The organism is Nocardia sp. CWNU-33 (assembly GCF_046764895.1).
Classification (GTDB): domain Bacteria; phylum Actinomycetota; class Actinomycetes; order Mycobacteriales; family Mycobacteriaceae; genus Nocardia.
In genome coordinates this window covers 71,493-86,770 of the sequence record NZ_JBKOQN010000032.1, presented here as the reverse complement: position 1 = coordinate 86,770, position 15,278 = coordinate 71,493, and the positions used below count along the sequence as shown (strand labels likewise).

Here is a 15,278-nt window from a genome sequence, read left to right as displayed (position 1 = left end):
TTCACCGCAACCCCGGCATCGACCAGCCGGGTCAGCGGATCACCGAACCGAGCCAGATCCTCCGAAAACGACACGGTCGCCGCAACCTCTCACATCGAGAGTGTTGCGACGACCGCATGAACCCAAGGATGTGCGGGCGTTTTCTCGTGGCTTACTGTCGGACGCGCTCCAGGCCGCGGGATTCCTGCTCCCGGCCCCTGGCTGCGGTCGCTCGAGCCTCTTCATTACGGACGCGGACCGCTTCTTCCGGTGGCAGCGCCTGCCCGACCTCGATGAGCATCCGTACCGCCGCCAACTCCGGTGAGATGCCGATCCTGGCGAGGTGGGCCGCGATGGCCGTGCGCCGTTCGGCGGAGTCGTAACGAACGAGCGGCTTGGCTGCGGCGGAGGCGGTGGCGGCCATGCGGCTGGCTTCGGCCTGTGCCGCGAATCGGTCCTTCTCCAAGGAGATTCCCTTGGCGGGCACCGTTTTCTCGACCATTCTGGCCAGTTCCAGGTTGCGCGGATCTTTGGCCTTGGCGTCGCGAGCCTCACGGATCTGAAGCTCTCTGGCTTCCTTGTTGCGGGCCTCGGTGACCTTGACGCGCGCTTCGGCTTCTTTCTGACCACGTTCACGGGCCCGCAGCGCGACCAGGGTCGCAAGCTGCAACATAGTCTTTACCATGGCCGCGGTTTCCCGGCCGATGTCGTCCAGTTCCTCGGACATGGCTGCTCCCCGATGCTGCAGTGATCACTATGGATGTTGTGGTGCTTCGTCACGGACACCGCCACGCGAACTGTAGTCCGTCGGACGCTGCCCCGCCTGCAAACGCGGACACCAAGAGTGCTCGTGGCGTGGCATTCCCCCAAGGGGATCACCCTGTTTCGGGGTGTGACTACGCTACGGGAACTCCTTGTTTCGAGATTACCCGAGAAAGCTCGACACAACCGTACGGGCGTGCCGCTCAACAGCATATATCGCACAATTCCGGCACGTAGCGCAAAGCGCCGGAGGATCTTCTGTTTTAGCTCACCCTTACCGGATGATTAGGGTCGCCTACCCTCGCTGGCTCCGGTCCACCGCCGAGGGCGGTGGACCGGAGCCGGCGGCAGGTTCGGATGACTCAGTCGAGGCGCATCGAGGAGATGGTCACGGGAAGCTTCGGCTTGCCGTCGCCGGGGCCGTTCGCGTTGTCCTGACCACCCTTGGCGATCTTGTCCAGCGTAGCGAGGCCGTCCTGGTCGACAGTGCCGAAAATGGTGTACTGCGGCGGCAATTCGGAATCGCCATAGACGATGAAGAACTGGCTGCCGTTGGTGCCGCCGCCATCGGGGCCGGGGCCCGCATTGGCCATCGCGAGCACGCCGCGCTTGTAGGCGACCGGCTGCGATTCTGCGGCCGGATCGCCGGGCGCGTACTGATCGGTCGGGTACTCGTTGGCGAATTCGTAACCGGGACCACCCATTCCGGTGCCGGTCGGGTCACCGCACTGCAGCACCTTCAGGCCCTCGCCCGCGGTCATGCGGTGGCAGCTGGACCCGTCGAAGTAGCCCTGGCTCGCCAGGCTCGCGAAACTGTTCACGGTGCAGGGTGACTCGGCGTTGTTCAGCGTGAGGCCGATGGGGCCCTGGCTGGTTTCCATGCTGACACTCAACTTGGCGTTGGGGCCGTCGGTCAGGATGCCCTCGGTGCGCGGCTTGTTTACCGGCTTGTCCGCGGGCCGCTGGCCGTCGCGGTAGGTGCAGTTCACCGAGGCGGGCTTGGCCTGCGCGGCAGGCGGCGCTGCAGCCGAGAGCGAGGCGTCCTTGGTCTCGGAGGCGGCGTTGTTCTCGCTGTCGTCGCCACGGGTCAGGAAATAGACGCCGGTGACCGCCGCGACCGCGACGACGACGCCGAGCACAGACCCGGCGATCGCGAGTTGCTTGCGCTTGCGCGCCCGATCGGCCCGGTTGGCGAGCTGGCGTTCCAGCTTGCGTTTGGCCGCTGCTCGCCGCTGTTCGTTGCTCGGCACTACCACGTTCCTCCCGTATCCGTTACTTCCGGAATAGAACACCCGAAATGCGGCGATTTCGCAGCATGCGTGTGTTCATGCGGCCACCATACCGTCAGCATTCCGGCGGCCACGAAGCGCTTTGGCGCGACCGCGTGCGACGGGAGTGTCGTGCGCAAGAGTGCGCCGCAGCTGTCCAGCGTTCCGTCGTCTTCACCGAAGGCGGAGCCATCCCAGCGTGTGTAGCTCTGCTACGTCGGACGAAGCCCGCCGAGAATATAAGGCCCGGTGCAAGCGACCGGAGTTGATCATGTCGCGGGCGCCCAAGGCTAACCGGTTGGACTTGACGGGCGGTGGTGGTGGAAACTGGACAATCGTGACCAAGACCAGCAGCTTCTCCGCCCCGAAGGGGGTACCGGATTACGTGCCACCCAGCTCGGCCGAGTTCGTCGCGGTGCGCGATGGCCTCATTCGCGCCGCGCGCCTCGCCGGGTACGGGCATGTAGAGCTGCCGGTCTTCGAAGACACCGAACTGTTCGCGCGCGGTGTCGGCGAGTCGACCGATGTGGTGAGCAAGGAAATGTTCACCTTCTCCGATCGCAGCGATCGCAGCGTGACGCTGCGTCCCGAAGGCACCGCCGGCGTGATGCGCGCGGTGATCGAGCACAGCCTCGATCGTGGCCAATTGCCGGTGAAACTGGTCTACGCGGGACCGTTCTTCCGGTACGAGAGGCCGCAGGCGGGCCGCTACCGGCAGCTACAGCAGGTCGGCGTCGAGGCGATCGGTGTCGACGATCCGGCGCTGGACGCCGAGGTGATCGCGATCGCCGATGCCGGATTCCGCGAGCTCGGCTTGACAGGCTTCCGGCTCGACATCACCTCGCTCGGCGACGAGACCTGCCGCCCGCAGTACCGCGAGCTGCTCCAGGAGTTCTTGTTGAAGCTCCCGCTCGACGAGGAGACCAAACGGCGGGCGCAGATCAACCCGCTGCGCGTGCTGGACGACAAGCGCCCCGAGGTGCGGGAGCTCACCGCGAACGCACCGCTGATGATCGATCACCTGTCGGAATCGGCGAAGACGCACTTCGAGCAGGTGCTCGGCTACCTCGACGCGCTCGGTGTGCCGTACGTGGTTAATCCGCGCATGGTCCGCGGCCTGGACTACTACACGAAGACGACCTTCGAATTCGTGCACGACGGTCTCGGCGCGCAGTCCGGCATCGGCGGCGGTGGTCGCTACGACGGCCTGATGGCCGAACTCGGTGGTCAACCGCTGTCCGGCATCGGCTTCGGTCTCGGGGTCGACCGCACGGTGCTCGCGCTGGCCGCGGAGGGCAAGTCGGTGGGTGATCCGGCGCGCTGTGAGGTCTTCGGGGTGCCGCTGGGTGACGCCGCCAAACAGCGCCTCGTGGTGCTGTCCGCGCAGTTGCGCGCCGCGGGTGTCCGGGTGGATCTGGCCTACGGCGGGCGTGGCGTGAAGGGCGCGATGAAGGCGGCCGACAAGTCCGGTGCGAAGCTCACCCTGGTTCTCGGCGACCGCGACCTGGCCGAAGGGACGATCGGCATGAAGGACATGGCGACCGGTGATCAACGTCAGATCCCATTGGACGAGACGGTTACCGCCGTCGTGGCCGCGCTCACCCGCTCCGAGTAGTACGGTGCCCGGGTACACCGCCACCCGTACGAATGTGTTGCCGTGACTGTAGAACCGTCGAATCCCGGGGATTCTCAGCCTGTTTCACCGGTCGGACTCGACCTGGTCGCGCCGGAGACGTATGCCCCCATGCTGCGGCGACTCGCACTCGCCGCGGTGGGGGTCGGAGTCGGCGCCGCACTGTTGGCAGCATTGCTGGTGAGCTGGCCGATCGCGGTGCTGATCGGCTTTGTTGTCGGCGCGCCCACCGTCGGGTATGCGATGGCGTTGCGGCGGCGGCGAATGTGGCTGGCCGGGACCACGATTCACGCGCGGCGATTGTTCGGTGCGCGGCGCGTCGACATCGCGGCCGCGACCGGTGTCGAGATTCTCGTCTTTCCGGCCCGGCTCAGTCGCATCGTGCTGCGGGTGACTGCGGGAGCCGACACCCAGATCATTCCGCTGGCGATGTACACCGACACGGGCAGTGGCCGCGAACTACACCTGATCGGCCTCCGCAAACTGGCCGACGCTCTTGCCTCGTGCCCATTGGCTGCGGCCGTTGCGGTTTCGTCGATGCTGGTCCACCAGCTCCGCGCCGAGGCGCGCGACGCGGGGCTCGAGGAGCGGCCGCTGTATCGGGCCGTGCAGATGGCGCGGGAGAAGGACTATGTGTCGCCGATCGTGCTGACCGACGGCGAGGTCGCGGCGTTGTGCTGACCTGTGCCGGCTCCCGCGAAGTCCGGGGCCTCGCTCGCCCGACCACGGTGAGAATTGCCGAGGGTGAACCACGCGTGGATGCCCAGAGCTTCGGTAGGGCAACTGTCTGGTAGCTCACCACCGGGGCTCGGGAGCGGTGAGACTCGATAGGGTGGGGTTCGAGTGTCCGCCTACCGCAAGGAGTTCGTCGTGAGCACCGCGCCCGTCACTGTCGCTGTTACCGGAGCTGCGGGGCAGATCGCCTATGGTCTGCTGTTCCGGATCGCGTCGGGGGCGATGGTCGGGGCGGATACGCCGGTGCGGTTGCGATTGCTGGAGATTCCGGCCGCCGTCGCTTCGCTGGAAGGCGTGGCGATGGAACTGGAGGACGGCGCGTTTCCGCTGCTGGAATCGATCGACATCAGCGACGACCCGTGGGTGGGTTTCGAGGGCGCGAATGTGGCGTTGTTGGTCGGTGCGCGGCCACGGACGGCGGGGATGGAGCGCTCTGATCTGCTGAACGCCAACGGGCCGATCTTCACCGATCAGGGTGCGGCGATCAATGCCAGCGCCGCCGACGATGTGAAGGTGCTCGTGGTCGGCAATCCCGCCAACACCAACGCGTTCATCGCGATGAGCAACGCCCCCGACGTGCCCGCCGAGCGCTTCACGGCGATGACTCGCCTCGACCACAATCGGGCGATCGCGCAGTTGGCCAAGAAGACCGGCGCGTCAGGATCCGACATCGCCCGCGTCGCGATCTGGGGCAATCACTCGGCCACGCAGTACCCCGACATCACCCACGCTACCGTCGGTGGTCGGCGCGCCCTTGACCTCATCGACGATGCGGCCTGGTTGCGTGAGGAGTTCATCCCCACCGTGCAGCAGCGCGGCACGGCGATCATCCAGGCCCGCGGCGCTTCGTCGGCAGCCAGTGCGGCCAGCGCCGCCATCGACCACATCCACGACTGGGTGCTGGGTACCCCGGACGGCGAATGGACGTCCATGGCGGTCCCGTCCGATGGCTCCTACGGTGTGCCCGAGGGCATCATCAGCTCGTTCCCGGTCACCTGTGCCGACGGCGAGTACACCATCGTGCCACGCCTGGAACTCGACGATTTCTCCCGCGCCCGTATCGACGCCAGTGTCGCCGAGCTCGAGCAGGAACGCGACGCGGTCATCGACCTCGGCTTTGCCAAGCGCGCCTGACGCTTGCCGAGCTGGTCCGCTACTCGCCGATGGTCCAAGTTTCGGAGCCGTTGAGTAGCGATTGCAGCGAATCCTGATCTACCGGTTTACGTTCGCGGGCCATCGCGGCCTGGGCGCGGACGCCGTCGTCGTAGGTGGGACGGGTGACGGCGCGGAAGATGCCGGTGACCACGTGGCCGAGGTCCTGGTCGGAGAGGCGGGAGAGGGCGTAGGCGTATTCGGGGTTGTCGGTGTAGGCATCGTGCACGACGATGTCGGACGCCGCGACGGCGTCGGTGCGGGCCACTTCGAGCGCGAAACCGTTGCGCACCACCGCGAATTCGCCATCGGCGCCGAAGCGGATCGGCTCGCCGTGCCGGAGCGGGATCAGCCGGGATTCGGCGTCGCCGCGGCGCAGCACATCGAAGGAACCATCGTTGAAAATGGGGCAGTCCTGTAGGATTTCGACGAACGAGGTGCCGCGATGATCGGCGGCGGCACGCAATACCTCGGTCAGGCCGGGGCGGTCGGAATCCAATGCGCGCGCGGCGAATCCGGCCTCGGCACCGAGCGCGACCGACAGTGTGTTGAACGGGTGGTCCACCGACCCCATGGGGGTGGATTTGGTGATCTTGCCCGGTTCCGAGGTCGGCGAGTACTGGCCCTTGGTGAGGCCGTATATCCGATTGTTGAACAGCAGGATCGTCATGTTCACGTTGCGCCGCAGCGCGTGGATGAGGTGGTTGCCGCCGATGGACAGCGCGTCGCCGTCACCGGTGACCACCCACACCGAGAGATCAGGGCGTGTCACCGCGAGACCGGTGGCGATGGCGGGTGCGCGGCCGTGGATGGAGTGGATGCCGTAGGCCTCCAGGTAGTACGGGAAGCGACTGGAGCAGCCGATCCCAGAAACGAACATCAGGTTCTCCCTGCGTAACCCGAGTTCGGCCAGGAAACTGCGCACGGTCGCCAGGATCACATAGTCGCCGCAGCCGGGGCACCAGCGGACCTCCTGATCGGAGGTGAATTCCTTCACCTTCTGCGGACCTTCGGCGGCCGGCACGCCGGACCGCCCGGTCAGGCCCAGATCTGTTCCGACAAGCGAGGTTTCCAGGATGGTCATTCGTTGCCCCCGATGCTAGTGGCGCGGTAGGTGGCCCCCGCTCGCGCGGCGAAGGCCTTGTCGTTTTCCATCTCCTCGATCGAGCCGTCCAGCGCGGCATCGATCACCCCGACGAGCTCCTGGGCGGAGAACGCGGTGCCCGCGATCTTGGTCCAGGGCTGCACGTCCACCAGATATTTCGCGCGCAGCAGCATCGCCAGCTGGCCGCCGTTCATCTCCGGCGTGACGACGGTGCGATAGCGGCGTAGCACGGCACCGAGGTTGGCGGGCAACGGATTCAGATGGCGCAGGTGCGCCTGTGCGACCGGGACGCCGCGACGGCGGGCCCGGCGACACGCCTCACCGATCGGCCCGAACGAACTGCCCCATCCGAGCAGCAGCAGTTCGGCGCGCTCGTCGGGATCGTCGACCTCGACATCAGGAACGGCGATCGCATCGATCTTGGCCTGGCGCAGGCGCACCATCAGCTCGTGGTTGGCCGGCTCGTAGGAGATATTGCCGCTGCCGTCGGCCTTTTCGAGTCCGCCGATTCGGTGAGCGCGACCCTTGGTGCCCGGTACGGCAAGCGGGCGAGCGAGGGTGTCGGGGTCGCGGGCGTAAGGCTGGAAGCCACCCTCCTCGTCCGCATCCGGTTCGAACGCCGGATCGATCGGCGGCAGCTCGGACACGTTCGGAATCGACCACGGTTCGGAGCCATTGGCGATGGCGCCGTCGGAGAGCAGCAGCACCGGGGTGCGGTAGGTGAGCGCGATCCGTGCGGCTTCTACGGCGGTCGCGAAACAGTCGGCGGGGGAGCGGGGCGCGAGCACCGCGACGGGGGATTCACCATTGCGGCCGTAGAGCGCCTGCAGGAGGTCGGCCTGTTCGGTCTTGGTCGGCAGCCCGGTGGACGGGCCGCCGCGTTGCACATCGATGACCACCAGCGGCAGTTCCGTCATCACTGCGAGTCCGATGGTTTCGCTCTTGAGCGCCAATCCAGGGCCCGAGGTGCTGGTGACCCCGAGCGCGCCGCCGAGCGCGGCACCGAGCGCGGCACCGATACCGGCGATCTCGTCCTCGGCCTGGAAGGTGGTGACGTCGAAGTTCTTGTGTTTGCTCAGCTCGTGCAGGATGTCCGAGGCGGGCGTGATCGGGTAGGTGCCGAGGAAGACGGGCAGGCCGGCCAGCTGTCCGGCGGTCACCAGTCCGTACGCGAGTGCGGTGTTGCCGGTGATCTGCCGATAGGTGCCCGGCGGCAGCGCCGCGGGGGCGACCTCGTAGGTGGTGGCGAAGGCCTCGGTGGTCTCGCCGTAGTTCCAGCCAGCGCGCAGTGCGAGCAGGTTCGCCTCGGCGATATCGGGTGTGGCGGCGAACTTCTCCTGGACGAACTGCTCGGTGCCGTCGATCGGGCGGCCGTACATCCATGAGATCAGCCCGAGCGCGAACATGTTCTTCGCGCGCTGGCCGTCTTTCTTGCCGACGCCGGTGGGCTCGGTGGCGCCCAGGGTCAGCGAGGTCATCGGAACCCGGTGCACCACGAAATCCGACAGGGAGTCGTCATCGAGGGGGTCGGTTGCATAGCCGACCTTGGCCAGGGTGCGTTTGGTGAACTCGTCGGTGTTCACAATGACGGTGGCGCCGCGCGGCAGGTCCTCTACATTGGCCTTCAGGGCCGCCGGGTTCATCGCCACCAGCACGTCGGGCTGGTCGCCCGCGGTGAGGATGTCGTAGTCGGCGATCTGGATCTGGAAGGACGAAACGCCCGGTAGCGTGCCCTGTGGCGCGCGAATTTCCGCGGGAAAGTTGGGCTGGGTGGCGAGGTCGTTGCCGAATGCGGCCGCTTCGTGCGTGAAACGGTCACCCGTGAGCTGCATTCCGTCCCCGGAGTCCCCGGCGAACCGAATTACGACCTTTTCCAATTTCGCTGTGCCGACATCATTTTGGTGCGAAACCATATGCCTGCTTCACTTCCTCGTCGGTGAGAGGGTGCCAATGGCCAACCTACTCCGCCGCGCAGGCGATTGAACGTGAAGCGCGCGGTCCGATGAGAATTGTTCGGTGCAACCATGGTGACCAGGTGCTCGAGGGGAAATGGCGCTCAGGCGAACAGCGACAGTTGTTCGTCGGTCGTGGGCGGGCACTGTGGCGGCGCCTGCGGTTGCGGAGGTTGTTCGCGGGTCAGGCCGTGCTGTTGCAGCAGCGGCCGGGTGCGTTCGCGCAGCCAGGTCGAGTACTCGGGCGTGACGTAGGCGCCGCGGCCGTACAGCTGCCGGTATCGGCGCAGCAGCGCTGGGTGGGCTTCGGCCAGCCAGCCGAGGAACCAGCCGCGGGTGCTGCCGCGCAGGTGCATCGGGAACGCGATGGCCGAAGCGGCTCCCGCTGCGGCGATCTCGCCGAACAACTCGTCGAGGTGGGCTCTGCTGTCGGTGAGGTACGGAATCACCGGCGCCACCATGACATTCACGTCGAATCCGGCGTCGGCCAGTGCACGCACCAGGTCCAGGCGCGCCGTCGGTGACGGCGTGCCCGTCTCGAGACTGCGGTGCAGATCGAGGTCGAGGATCGCGACAGACACCGCCACACTCACCCGAACCTGGCGCGCCGCCAGTGTCAGCAGCGGCAGATCGCGGCGCAGCAGGGTGCCCTTGGTCAGAATGGAGAACGGCGTGCCGGAATCGGTGAGTGCGCGAATGATTCCCGGCATCAATCGATATCGGCCCTCGGCGCGTTGATAAGGATCGGTATTGGTGCCGAGCGCGACCGGTTCCTGATGCCAGGACCGTCTACCGAGTTCCTTGCGCAGCACCGCGGCGATATTGGTCTTCACCACGATCTGCGAATCGAAATCGCGGCCCGCGTCCAGCTCCAGATACTCGTGCGTGCCGCGTGCGAAGCAATAGCGGCAGGCGTGCGAGCAGCCGCGCATCGGATTGATCGTCCAATGGAACGGCAGGTTCGCACCCTCTGGCATCTTGTTCAGTGCGCTTTTGCACAGCACCTCGTGAAAGGTGATGCCGTCGAATTCCGGTGTTTGCACGGTGCGCACGAAGCCGGCCCGGTCCAGACCGGGCAAGGCGCCGTCGTCGGCGTCCAGGGTTTGGCTTTGCCACCGCACCCCCTCAGTCGAACATGCGTTCTAATGCCTGTCAAGCGGCGAGGGTCAAGCGATCTGCCTGGTGTCGGGCGGCGTCAGCTGGGCCGGAGCGGCGAAGAAGGTCACCAGATCGCGCACGGTTTCGTCGATGGGGCGCGGTTGGTAGTCGATTTCCCGCGTCGCTTTGTCGTGGTCGACGACGGGCGCCGAGAGCAGTGCGCCGAGTGCGGCGCGCGACATAATGTCGGTGCCGAGCATCTTGCCGATCGGCTCCAGCACCGGAATGAGGCCGCCGACGAGGCGGGGCGAGATAGTGAATTTCGGGCCCTTTTTGCCGCCGTGGCCTGCCGCGAGGCGACACAGGTCGAGCATCGAGATCATCGACCCGCCGAGCAGGTAGTTCTCGCCGGTGCGCCCGCGCTCCGAGGCCAGGATCAGGCCCTGTGCCACGTCCCGTACGTCGACGAGGTCGAAGCTGCCGCCGATCATCGCGGGCACCCGGCCGCGCGCGGCGTCCTTGAGGGTGCGATTGATGCGCGAGAGCGGGGTGCTGTGGTCTACCGGGCCGAACACGCCGGTGGGATTGCAGATCACCGCGTCGAGGCCCTTGTCGATCACCTTGCGCAGTTCGACCTCGCCCGCCCATTTGGAGCGGTCGTAGACAGGCAGGCTGTCCGCGGTGGAGCGCGGTGAGCCCTCGTCGATGCGGCCGCCGCAGCTGTACTGGTTGAAGGCGTGGATGGAGCTGGCATGCACCATCCGGCGCACGCCGAGGTCGAGCGCGGCCTCGGCGACCACGCGGACACCCTCGGTGTTCACCTTCCATGCCAGGTCGTTCTTCTCGGCCAGGGTGATCACGGCGACCAGGTGGTACACGATCTCCGCACCTGCGAGCACGGTGTGCATCGACTCCGGATCCAGCACGTTGCCCGACATCCAGGTGACGCGGGGATCCGCGGGGCCCTCGGGGACCACGCGGTCGATGGCGACGACTTCGTGCCCGCGCCCGACGAGCAGGCTGAGCAGGTTCGTGCCAAGGTAGCCGGCTGCGCCGGTCACTGCGACCTTCATGGCACCGAGAATATAGAACTTGTTCTAATTTGCAACACGTTCCAGTTCCTTCCCGGCGGCGATCGGTTCGTTTCCGGGGGCCTGTTGGGCTCGAAACTTGCCGGTAGGGTCCGCTATATTGGGCCCATCCGCGGCGGCGTTGTCGCTCGGGCAGGGAGTTGGCGTACGACCGAGCCAAGTGCACGAAACTGATGTTCACGATGATTGGGGGGCAGCTCGATGAGTGATTTCTCGATGGATACAGAAGGGGTTGCGGCATTCGCCGCGACGAATGCCGGGATCGCCGGTGAGATCGCGGGGGCGGGCAATTTAGACGCGGTCGGCAATGTCGTCGCGATGACGCCGGTCTTCGGATTGATCGGCGCCGACTATCTGGTGGCGTTCGCCGCCGCGCAGGTGTTGCAGGCCAGGGATATCAATGATCTCTCGGGGAAGTACGCCAAGTTGTCGGAGGCCACCTTCAGCACGGTTGCCACCATCAACAGCACCGATCTCGGCAACGCAGGCTCGATGGCGTCGCTCGGCAACCAGATCGGAGGCGCGGTATGAAGCCGCTGGACACGGCGAATTCGGGTGTCATCGCACCCGCCGACCAGACCGCGAGCGCGGTCGATCACGCCGCGGGCGCAGCACAGCAGTCGGCGATCAACGCCGCGCAGAGCGCACCGTCGCAGGGGCTGATCGACGTGCCGTTGGGGCAGTTGCCCGCCGACATGCCGCCGATCGAGGCGCCCGAGTTCTATCTGGCGCGCAAGATCAGCGAAGACTCGCAGACCTTCGGCGCCGCCCCGGCCGGGATGCCGGGCCTGTCCGGCAATCCGGCATCCGACCCGAACGACATCCTCGCCGGCATTCCGTCGGACGTGTCGAGCAAGCTCGACAGCGCCAACGCGGCGATCGGTCACGCAGCGGCTCCCGTCCTCGGCGCGGCGCAGGGCGTGCTCGGTCAGGCCCATGGCGCGCTCGGTGGTGGCGCTGGTGCGGCGGCTGCTGCAACTCCGGCTGCCGCGGCAGTGCCGGATATATCCGCACTGCCTGCACTGCCCGCCGATCCGGTCGCGGCGTTGATGAGCGGATTGTCCTTGCCCGCACTGCCCGGCGTCGACATGCTGTTCAAACCGATCCTGGATCTGCTCGGCAGTTTCGGCACCGGCATCCTCGGCGCCATCGACCCGACCAAGATTCTGGCCGAGTCCTCCAAGGTCATCGAATCGGCGATGCAGGTAGGCAAGGGCAGCATGGCGACCGTCGACCAGCTGTGGCAAGGGCAGGCCGCGCGCAATGCGCAGGTCGCGGGACAGAAGGCGAACACCGAGGGGCAGGACACCAGCCAGCGCGGCTTCGACATCTCCGATCTGACCACGAAGGCCGCCGCAGTGGTGCAGCAGGGCAACGTGCAGCTGACCGGGATCGCGACCTCGTTCGCCACCCAGGCCGCCGCGCTCGCGCCGCTGATCCTGACCCCGCCCGCGCAGGCTTCGCTGATCGCCACTGCCACCGAGCATCTCGGGCAAGCGGTAGGCGTTGCCAATGCGACCCGCGGCGACCTGGCCGGCAAGACGGCCGAGCTGACCGGCCTGGTGAACCAGCTGATCGCACCGGGTGGGTTGCCGCAGCCGCAAGAAGTGGCGCAAGCGGTGATGCAGAACATCGGTGAGCCGATCATGGCTCAGGCCCAGGAAGTCGCGCAGGACACCGGGACCAAAGCGGCCAGCGCGCTCGACACGGGTGGCTCAGGTCTCGGCGCCTCGACGAATCCGGCCTCGGCGAATCCGAGTTCGCCGGGCGGAACGGGCTCGCCGAGCGGCGCGATCGGTTCGCCGAGCCGCTCCGGCAGCCCGAGCCGTTCCGGCTCGCCGAGCAGCCCGAGCTCACCTTCGACGCCGAAGGCGGGTGGATTGCCCGGCGCCACGGTGCCGCCCGCGCTGCGGCCGGTCGCGGGTATGCCGGGTTCGTCGCTCGGTTCCGGCTCGAGCACCACCCCGGCCGGAGCAGGCAACTCCAACTTCATGGGCGGTGGCGCTCCCGCCGCGGCAGGGCAGCGCGGCAGTGACAACGACGAACACTCGCGCAACGTGGACCCGTACCAGAGCCGCACCGGCAACGACGACCTCACGGGGCCGCTCGGTGAGTCCACGCCGGACGTCATCGGTGCGACGCATTCGGACGAGATGGTCAGCTCCGACTACGAGCAGGACCAGTTCTGAGCCGGCGCCGGTACGGCATCTCGCGATAGTGCCTACCTCCCGGCCGCGGGAGGTAGGCACAGTTATCGACGAGCTGGGTGGTCGGCCAAAACCTAGGTGAGGGTGAGTTGCTCGGACTGCGTGCTGTTATGTAGCAGTTTGCCCGCGTCGTCGAGGAATTCGACGATCACCCGCACGCTGTCGCCCGGCTGGAAACTTGCAATCGAATCGGCAGCAGAGGCGACCGTGGCCGAGCTGGTATGGCTCTTGCCGTCGCAGATCGGTATGCCGATCGCTCGGCCACTGGCCGAATCGGTGTTGTTGTGGCGGGTTCCTTCTCCACCCTGATCACGAGAGGCACCGTGGGTGCCGTTGGCATCGCAGCTGTAGGTGATTTCTACTTCGACATTGGTGATATGGCCGTGCTTTTTCACGGACGTTCTGTGTCGATGGTGACCGAGGGAGCGGCGGCGAGCGCGGGACCACCGGCCAGAATCAATGCGGCTCCCATCGCCGTGAGGACGGTGGTGCCGACGGTAGGCCTGAGCTGGGCAATCATGATCGGGCCAGGTTCCTTCCTCGGGCATGGGTGGAACACCGTTTGCCATCGGAACGCTACCGGTCGCGGCCGCGAGAATTGGGGAGGCCGGTAGCCTCGTGTACCGCGATCAACCCTGCACGAAGGAGTCCACGAGTTTGCGGTACAGGTCGCCGAAACGTTGACGTGCGGCCTTCTGCTCGCTGGTCAGGCCGTCGGTGAGATCCGGGGCATACATGATCACGTGCACGTCCTGGTCCGGCTGCTGCGGCATGACATCGATGATCTGGGTGCCCTGATCGGTGGCGCTCGGCATGCCGAGATCCAGCGTCGCCAATGCCCTGATCTCGGCAAGCGCCGCGTTCAGCACAACCGGCGAGACCGTCCCGTTCAGTCGTTGCGGCGGCGTAGTGGGGACCCGATCGGCGGCCGTGGCGTCCGGCGTCTTGATCGCGCGGCCGTCGGGGTACACCTCCAGCGCCGGGCGCAGGTCGATGCGGCTCTGCCAGCCGCTGGGCATGGTCGTCAGCGTGAGCAGGGCGACGGTGGGCACCGCGGGCGTTGGTGCATCCGGTGCCGGCTCGGCCGAGGCAACGCCCCAGCTGCCCGCAAGTGCCACTACGAGAATCAGCAGTGCCGATGTCATTTTTCGCATGAAATCCCCATCTTCGGTGTGCCCCGGGCAATTCGACATCGATCATTACAGCGTGCCGAATTGCGGCGGCCCCACCCGGCTGCCGTGTCGAGCATCCGGCGCCGGGCAGAGTTGTTGTCGGAGTGGTTCGTTCAGCGCAGCCCGGGCGGATTGTTCAGGTCCGGAGCGGAATACGTGTTGCAGGCGTTGACCTCACCGGTGCGGTAGCCGGTGAGGAACCACTTCTGGCGCTGATCGGAGGATCCGTGAGTCCAGGCTTCCGGGTTCACCCGGCCCTGCGCCGCACGCTGTATGCGGTCATCGCCGACCGCGGACGCGGCAGAGAGCGCGTCGCGAATGTCATTGTCGGACAGTGGCTTCAGGAACGGCTGGCCACCGCCAGGTGCAGGCAGCTTGTCGGCGAAATGCGCCCAGATGCCCGCATAGCAGTCGGCCTGCAGCTCGGTGCGGACCGCGCCGGACTCCGGTCCGCGCAGATCGCGCTGGGCGCGTCCGATGTCGCCGAGCTGGTTTTGGATGTGGTGGCCGATTTCGTGTGCGACCACATACTCCTGCGCGAGTGGACCGCCGCTGGAGCCGAAGCGGTCGACCAATTCCTGGAAGAAGCTGGTATCGAAGTAGGCGGTCCGGTCGGCCGGGCAGTAGAACGGTCCGACCGCGCTCGTCGCATTGCCGCAGCCGGTCGAGATGGCGCCGGAGAACAGCACCAGCTTCGGCTGCATGTAGCGGTTGCCCGCCTGCTTGGGCAGCTCGGCGGCCCACACCGCGTCGAGGCTCTGCGCGGTGAGCACCACGCGGCAGTCGACATACTTGTTGGCGTCCGCGCCGGTCTTGCAGTGCTGCGGCGTGCCCGCGGTGCCCGGTTGCACCTGCGATTCCTCGGTACCGTTCAGCTGACCGAGCAGCGAACCAGGGTCCCCGCCGAGCAGCAGCCCGAGCACGAGCAGGATCAAACCGCCCGCGCCGCCGCCCAACGCGATCTTGCCGCCCATACCTGGCCCGCCGCCGGACGAGGCTCGATTCGGGTCGATCTGCAGGCCCTCGTTGAAGGTCATCGCCGTCGCTTTCTGCTCGTCCGCATGCCTCGGTCATACCCCGCCGGTATAGCTTGGCACGGGTCCGGCGATATCGGTTTTCACTCC

General features: G+C 66.7%; 15 protein-coding genes. 5 read left to right on the top strand and 10 right to left on the bottom strand.

Annotation, left to right across the window (positions count from 1 at the left end; translation table 11 throughout):
* Positions 1-151: 151 nt before the first annotated feature.
* Positions 152-706 (bottom strand): hypothetical protein, encoded by a 555-nt coding sequence (locus ACLMAL_RS31405; protein WP_328403173.1) that lies wholly within the window; start codon positions 704-706, stop codon positions 152-154.
* Positions 707-1,103: 397 nt separating this feature from the next.
* Positions 1,104-1,991, bottom strand: a complete 888-nt coding sequence (locus ACLMAL_RS31400; RefSeq protein WP_328403171.1) for a peptidylprolyl isomerase — start codon at positions 1,989-1,991, stop codon at positions 1,104-1,106.
* 355 nt (positions 1,992-2,346) lie between these two features.
* Between ACLMAL_RS31400 and hisS the strand changes: the two genes are divergently transcribed.
* From hisS to ACLMAL_RS31385, 3 genes are all read left to right on the top strand, one after another.
* The gene (hisS, locus tag ACLMAL_RS31395) at positions 2,347-3,624 is read left to right on the top strand and encodes a histidine--tRNA ligase (RefSeq protein WP_412002362.1); all 1,278 of its coding nucleotides are present in this window, start codon (positions 2,347-2,349) and stop codon (positions 3,622-3,624) included.
* A 42-nt stretch (positions 3,625-3,666) separates the two neighbouring features.
* Positions 3,667-4,323 carry a hypothetical protein gene (locus ACLMAL_RS31390; RefSeq protein WP_328403167.1) on the top strand — a complete coding sequence of 219 codons (657 nt, stop codon included), beginning with the start codon at positions 3,667-3,669 and terminating at the stop codon, positions 4,321-4,323.
* Positions 4,324-4,512: 189 nt separating this feature from the next.
* Positions 4,513-5,511 (top strand): malate dehydrogenase, encoded by a 999-nt coding sequence (locus ACLMAL_RS31385; protein WP_406231116.1) that lies wholly within the window; start codon positions 4,513-4,515, stop codon positions 5,509-5,511.
* A gap of 19 nt (positions 5,512-5,530) precedes the next feature.
* Here the strand turns inward: ACLMAL_RS31385 and ACLMAL_RS31380 are convergent, their stop codons facing one another.
* The 4 genes from ACLMAL_RS31380 to ACLMAL_RS31365 all read right to left on the bottom strand — a co-directional run bounded on the left by ACLMAL_RS31380 (position 5,531) and on the right by ACLMAL_RS31365 (position 10,757).
* The gene (locus tag ACLMAL_RS31380; protein WP_412002361.1) at positions 5,531-6,613 is read right to left on the bottom strand and encodes a 2-oxoacid:ferredoxin oxidoreductase subunit beta; all 1,083 of its coding nucleotides are present in this window, start codon (positions 6,611-6,613) and stop codon (positions 5,531-5,533) included.
* On the bottom strand, positions 6,610-8,547 hold the full coding sequence (locus ACLMAL_RS31375; protein ID WP_412002360.1) for a 2-oxoacid:acceptor oxidoreductase subunit alpha: 1,938 nt from the start codon (positions 8,545-8,547) through the stop codon (positions 6,610-6,612). Before ACLMAL_RS31375 ends, ACLMAL_RS31380 begins: the two co-directional genes overlap by 4 nt.
* A gap of 143 nt (positions 8,548-8,690) precedes the next feature.
* Entirely contained in the window at positions 8,691-9,707 is a 1,017-nt protein-coding gene (locus ACLMAL_RS31370) for an Rv2578c family radical SAM protein (protein ID WP_412002359.1), read from the bottom strand.
* Positions 9,708-9,752: 45 nt separating this feature from the next.
* A complete protein-coding gene (locus ACLMAL_RS31365) occupies positions 9,753-10,757 on the bottom strand; it encodes an NAD-dependent epimerase/dehydratase family protein (protein WP_412002358.1) in 1,005 nt (334 codons plus the stop codon).
* A gap of 234 nt (positions 10,758-10,991) precedes the next feature.
* Here ACLMAL_RS31365 and ACLMAL_RS31360 point away from each other — a divergent pair, with 234 nt between their 5' ends.
* Positions 10,992-11,306 (top strand): type VII secretion target, encoded by a 315-nt coding sequence (locus ACLMAL_RS31360; RefSeq protein WP_412002357.1) that lies wholly within the window; start codon positions 10,992-10,994, stop codon positions 11,304-11,306.
* Positions 11,303-12,964, top strand: coding sequence for a hypothetical protein (locus ACLMAL_RS31355; protein WP_412002356.1), 1,662 nt, complete (start codon positions 11,303-11,305; stop codon positions 12,962-12,964). Before ACLMAL_RS31360 ends, ACLMAL_RS31355 begins: the two co-directional genes overlap by 4 nt.
* A 92-nt stretch (positions 12,965-13,056) precedes the next feature.
* On the opposite strand, the gene ACLMAL_RS31350 is transcribed toward ACLMAL_RS31355, so the two are convergent.
* The 4 genes from ACLMAL_RS31350 to ACLMAL_RS31335 all read right to left on the bottom strand — a co-directional run bounded on the left by ACLMAL_RS31350 (position 13,057) and on the right by ACLMAL_RS31335 (position 15,191).
* A complete protein-coding gene (locus ACLMAL_RS31350; RefSeq protein WP_412002355.1) occupies positions 13,057-13,377 on the bottom strand; it encodes a hypothetical protein in 321 nt (106 codons plus the stop codon).
* On the bottom strand, positions 13,374-13,502 hold the full coding sequence (locus ACLMAL_RS31345) for a hypothetical protein (RefSeq protein WP_412002354.1): 129 nt from the start codon (positions 13,500-13,502) through the stop codon (positions 13,374-13,376). The genes ACLMAL_RS31350 and ACLMAL_RS31345 overlap by 4 nt, the downstream gene beginning before the upstream one ends.
* 109 nt (positions 13,503-13,611) lie before the next feature.
* Entirely contained in the window at positions 13,612-14,127 is a 516-nt protein-coding gene (locus tag ACLMAL_RS31340) for a hypothetical protein (protein ID WP_412002353.1), read from the bottom strand.
* A gap of 140 nt (positions 14,128-14,267) precedes the next feature.
* Positions 14,268-15,191 (bottom strand): neutral zinc metallopeptidase, encoded by a 924-nt coding sequence (locus ACLMAL_RS31335; RefSeq protein ID WP_412002352.1) that lies wholly within the window; start codon positions 15,189-15,191, stop codon positions 14,268-14,270.
* Between the last annotated feature and the right edge of the window lie 87 nt (positions 15,192-15,278).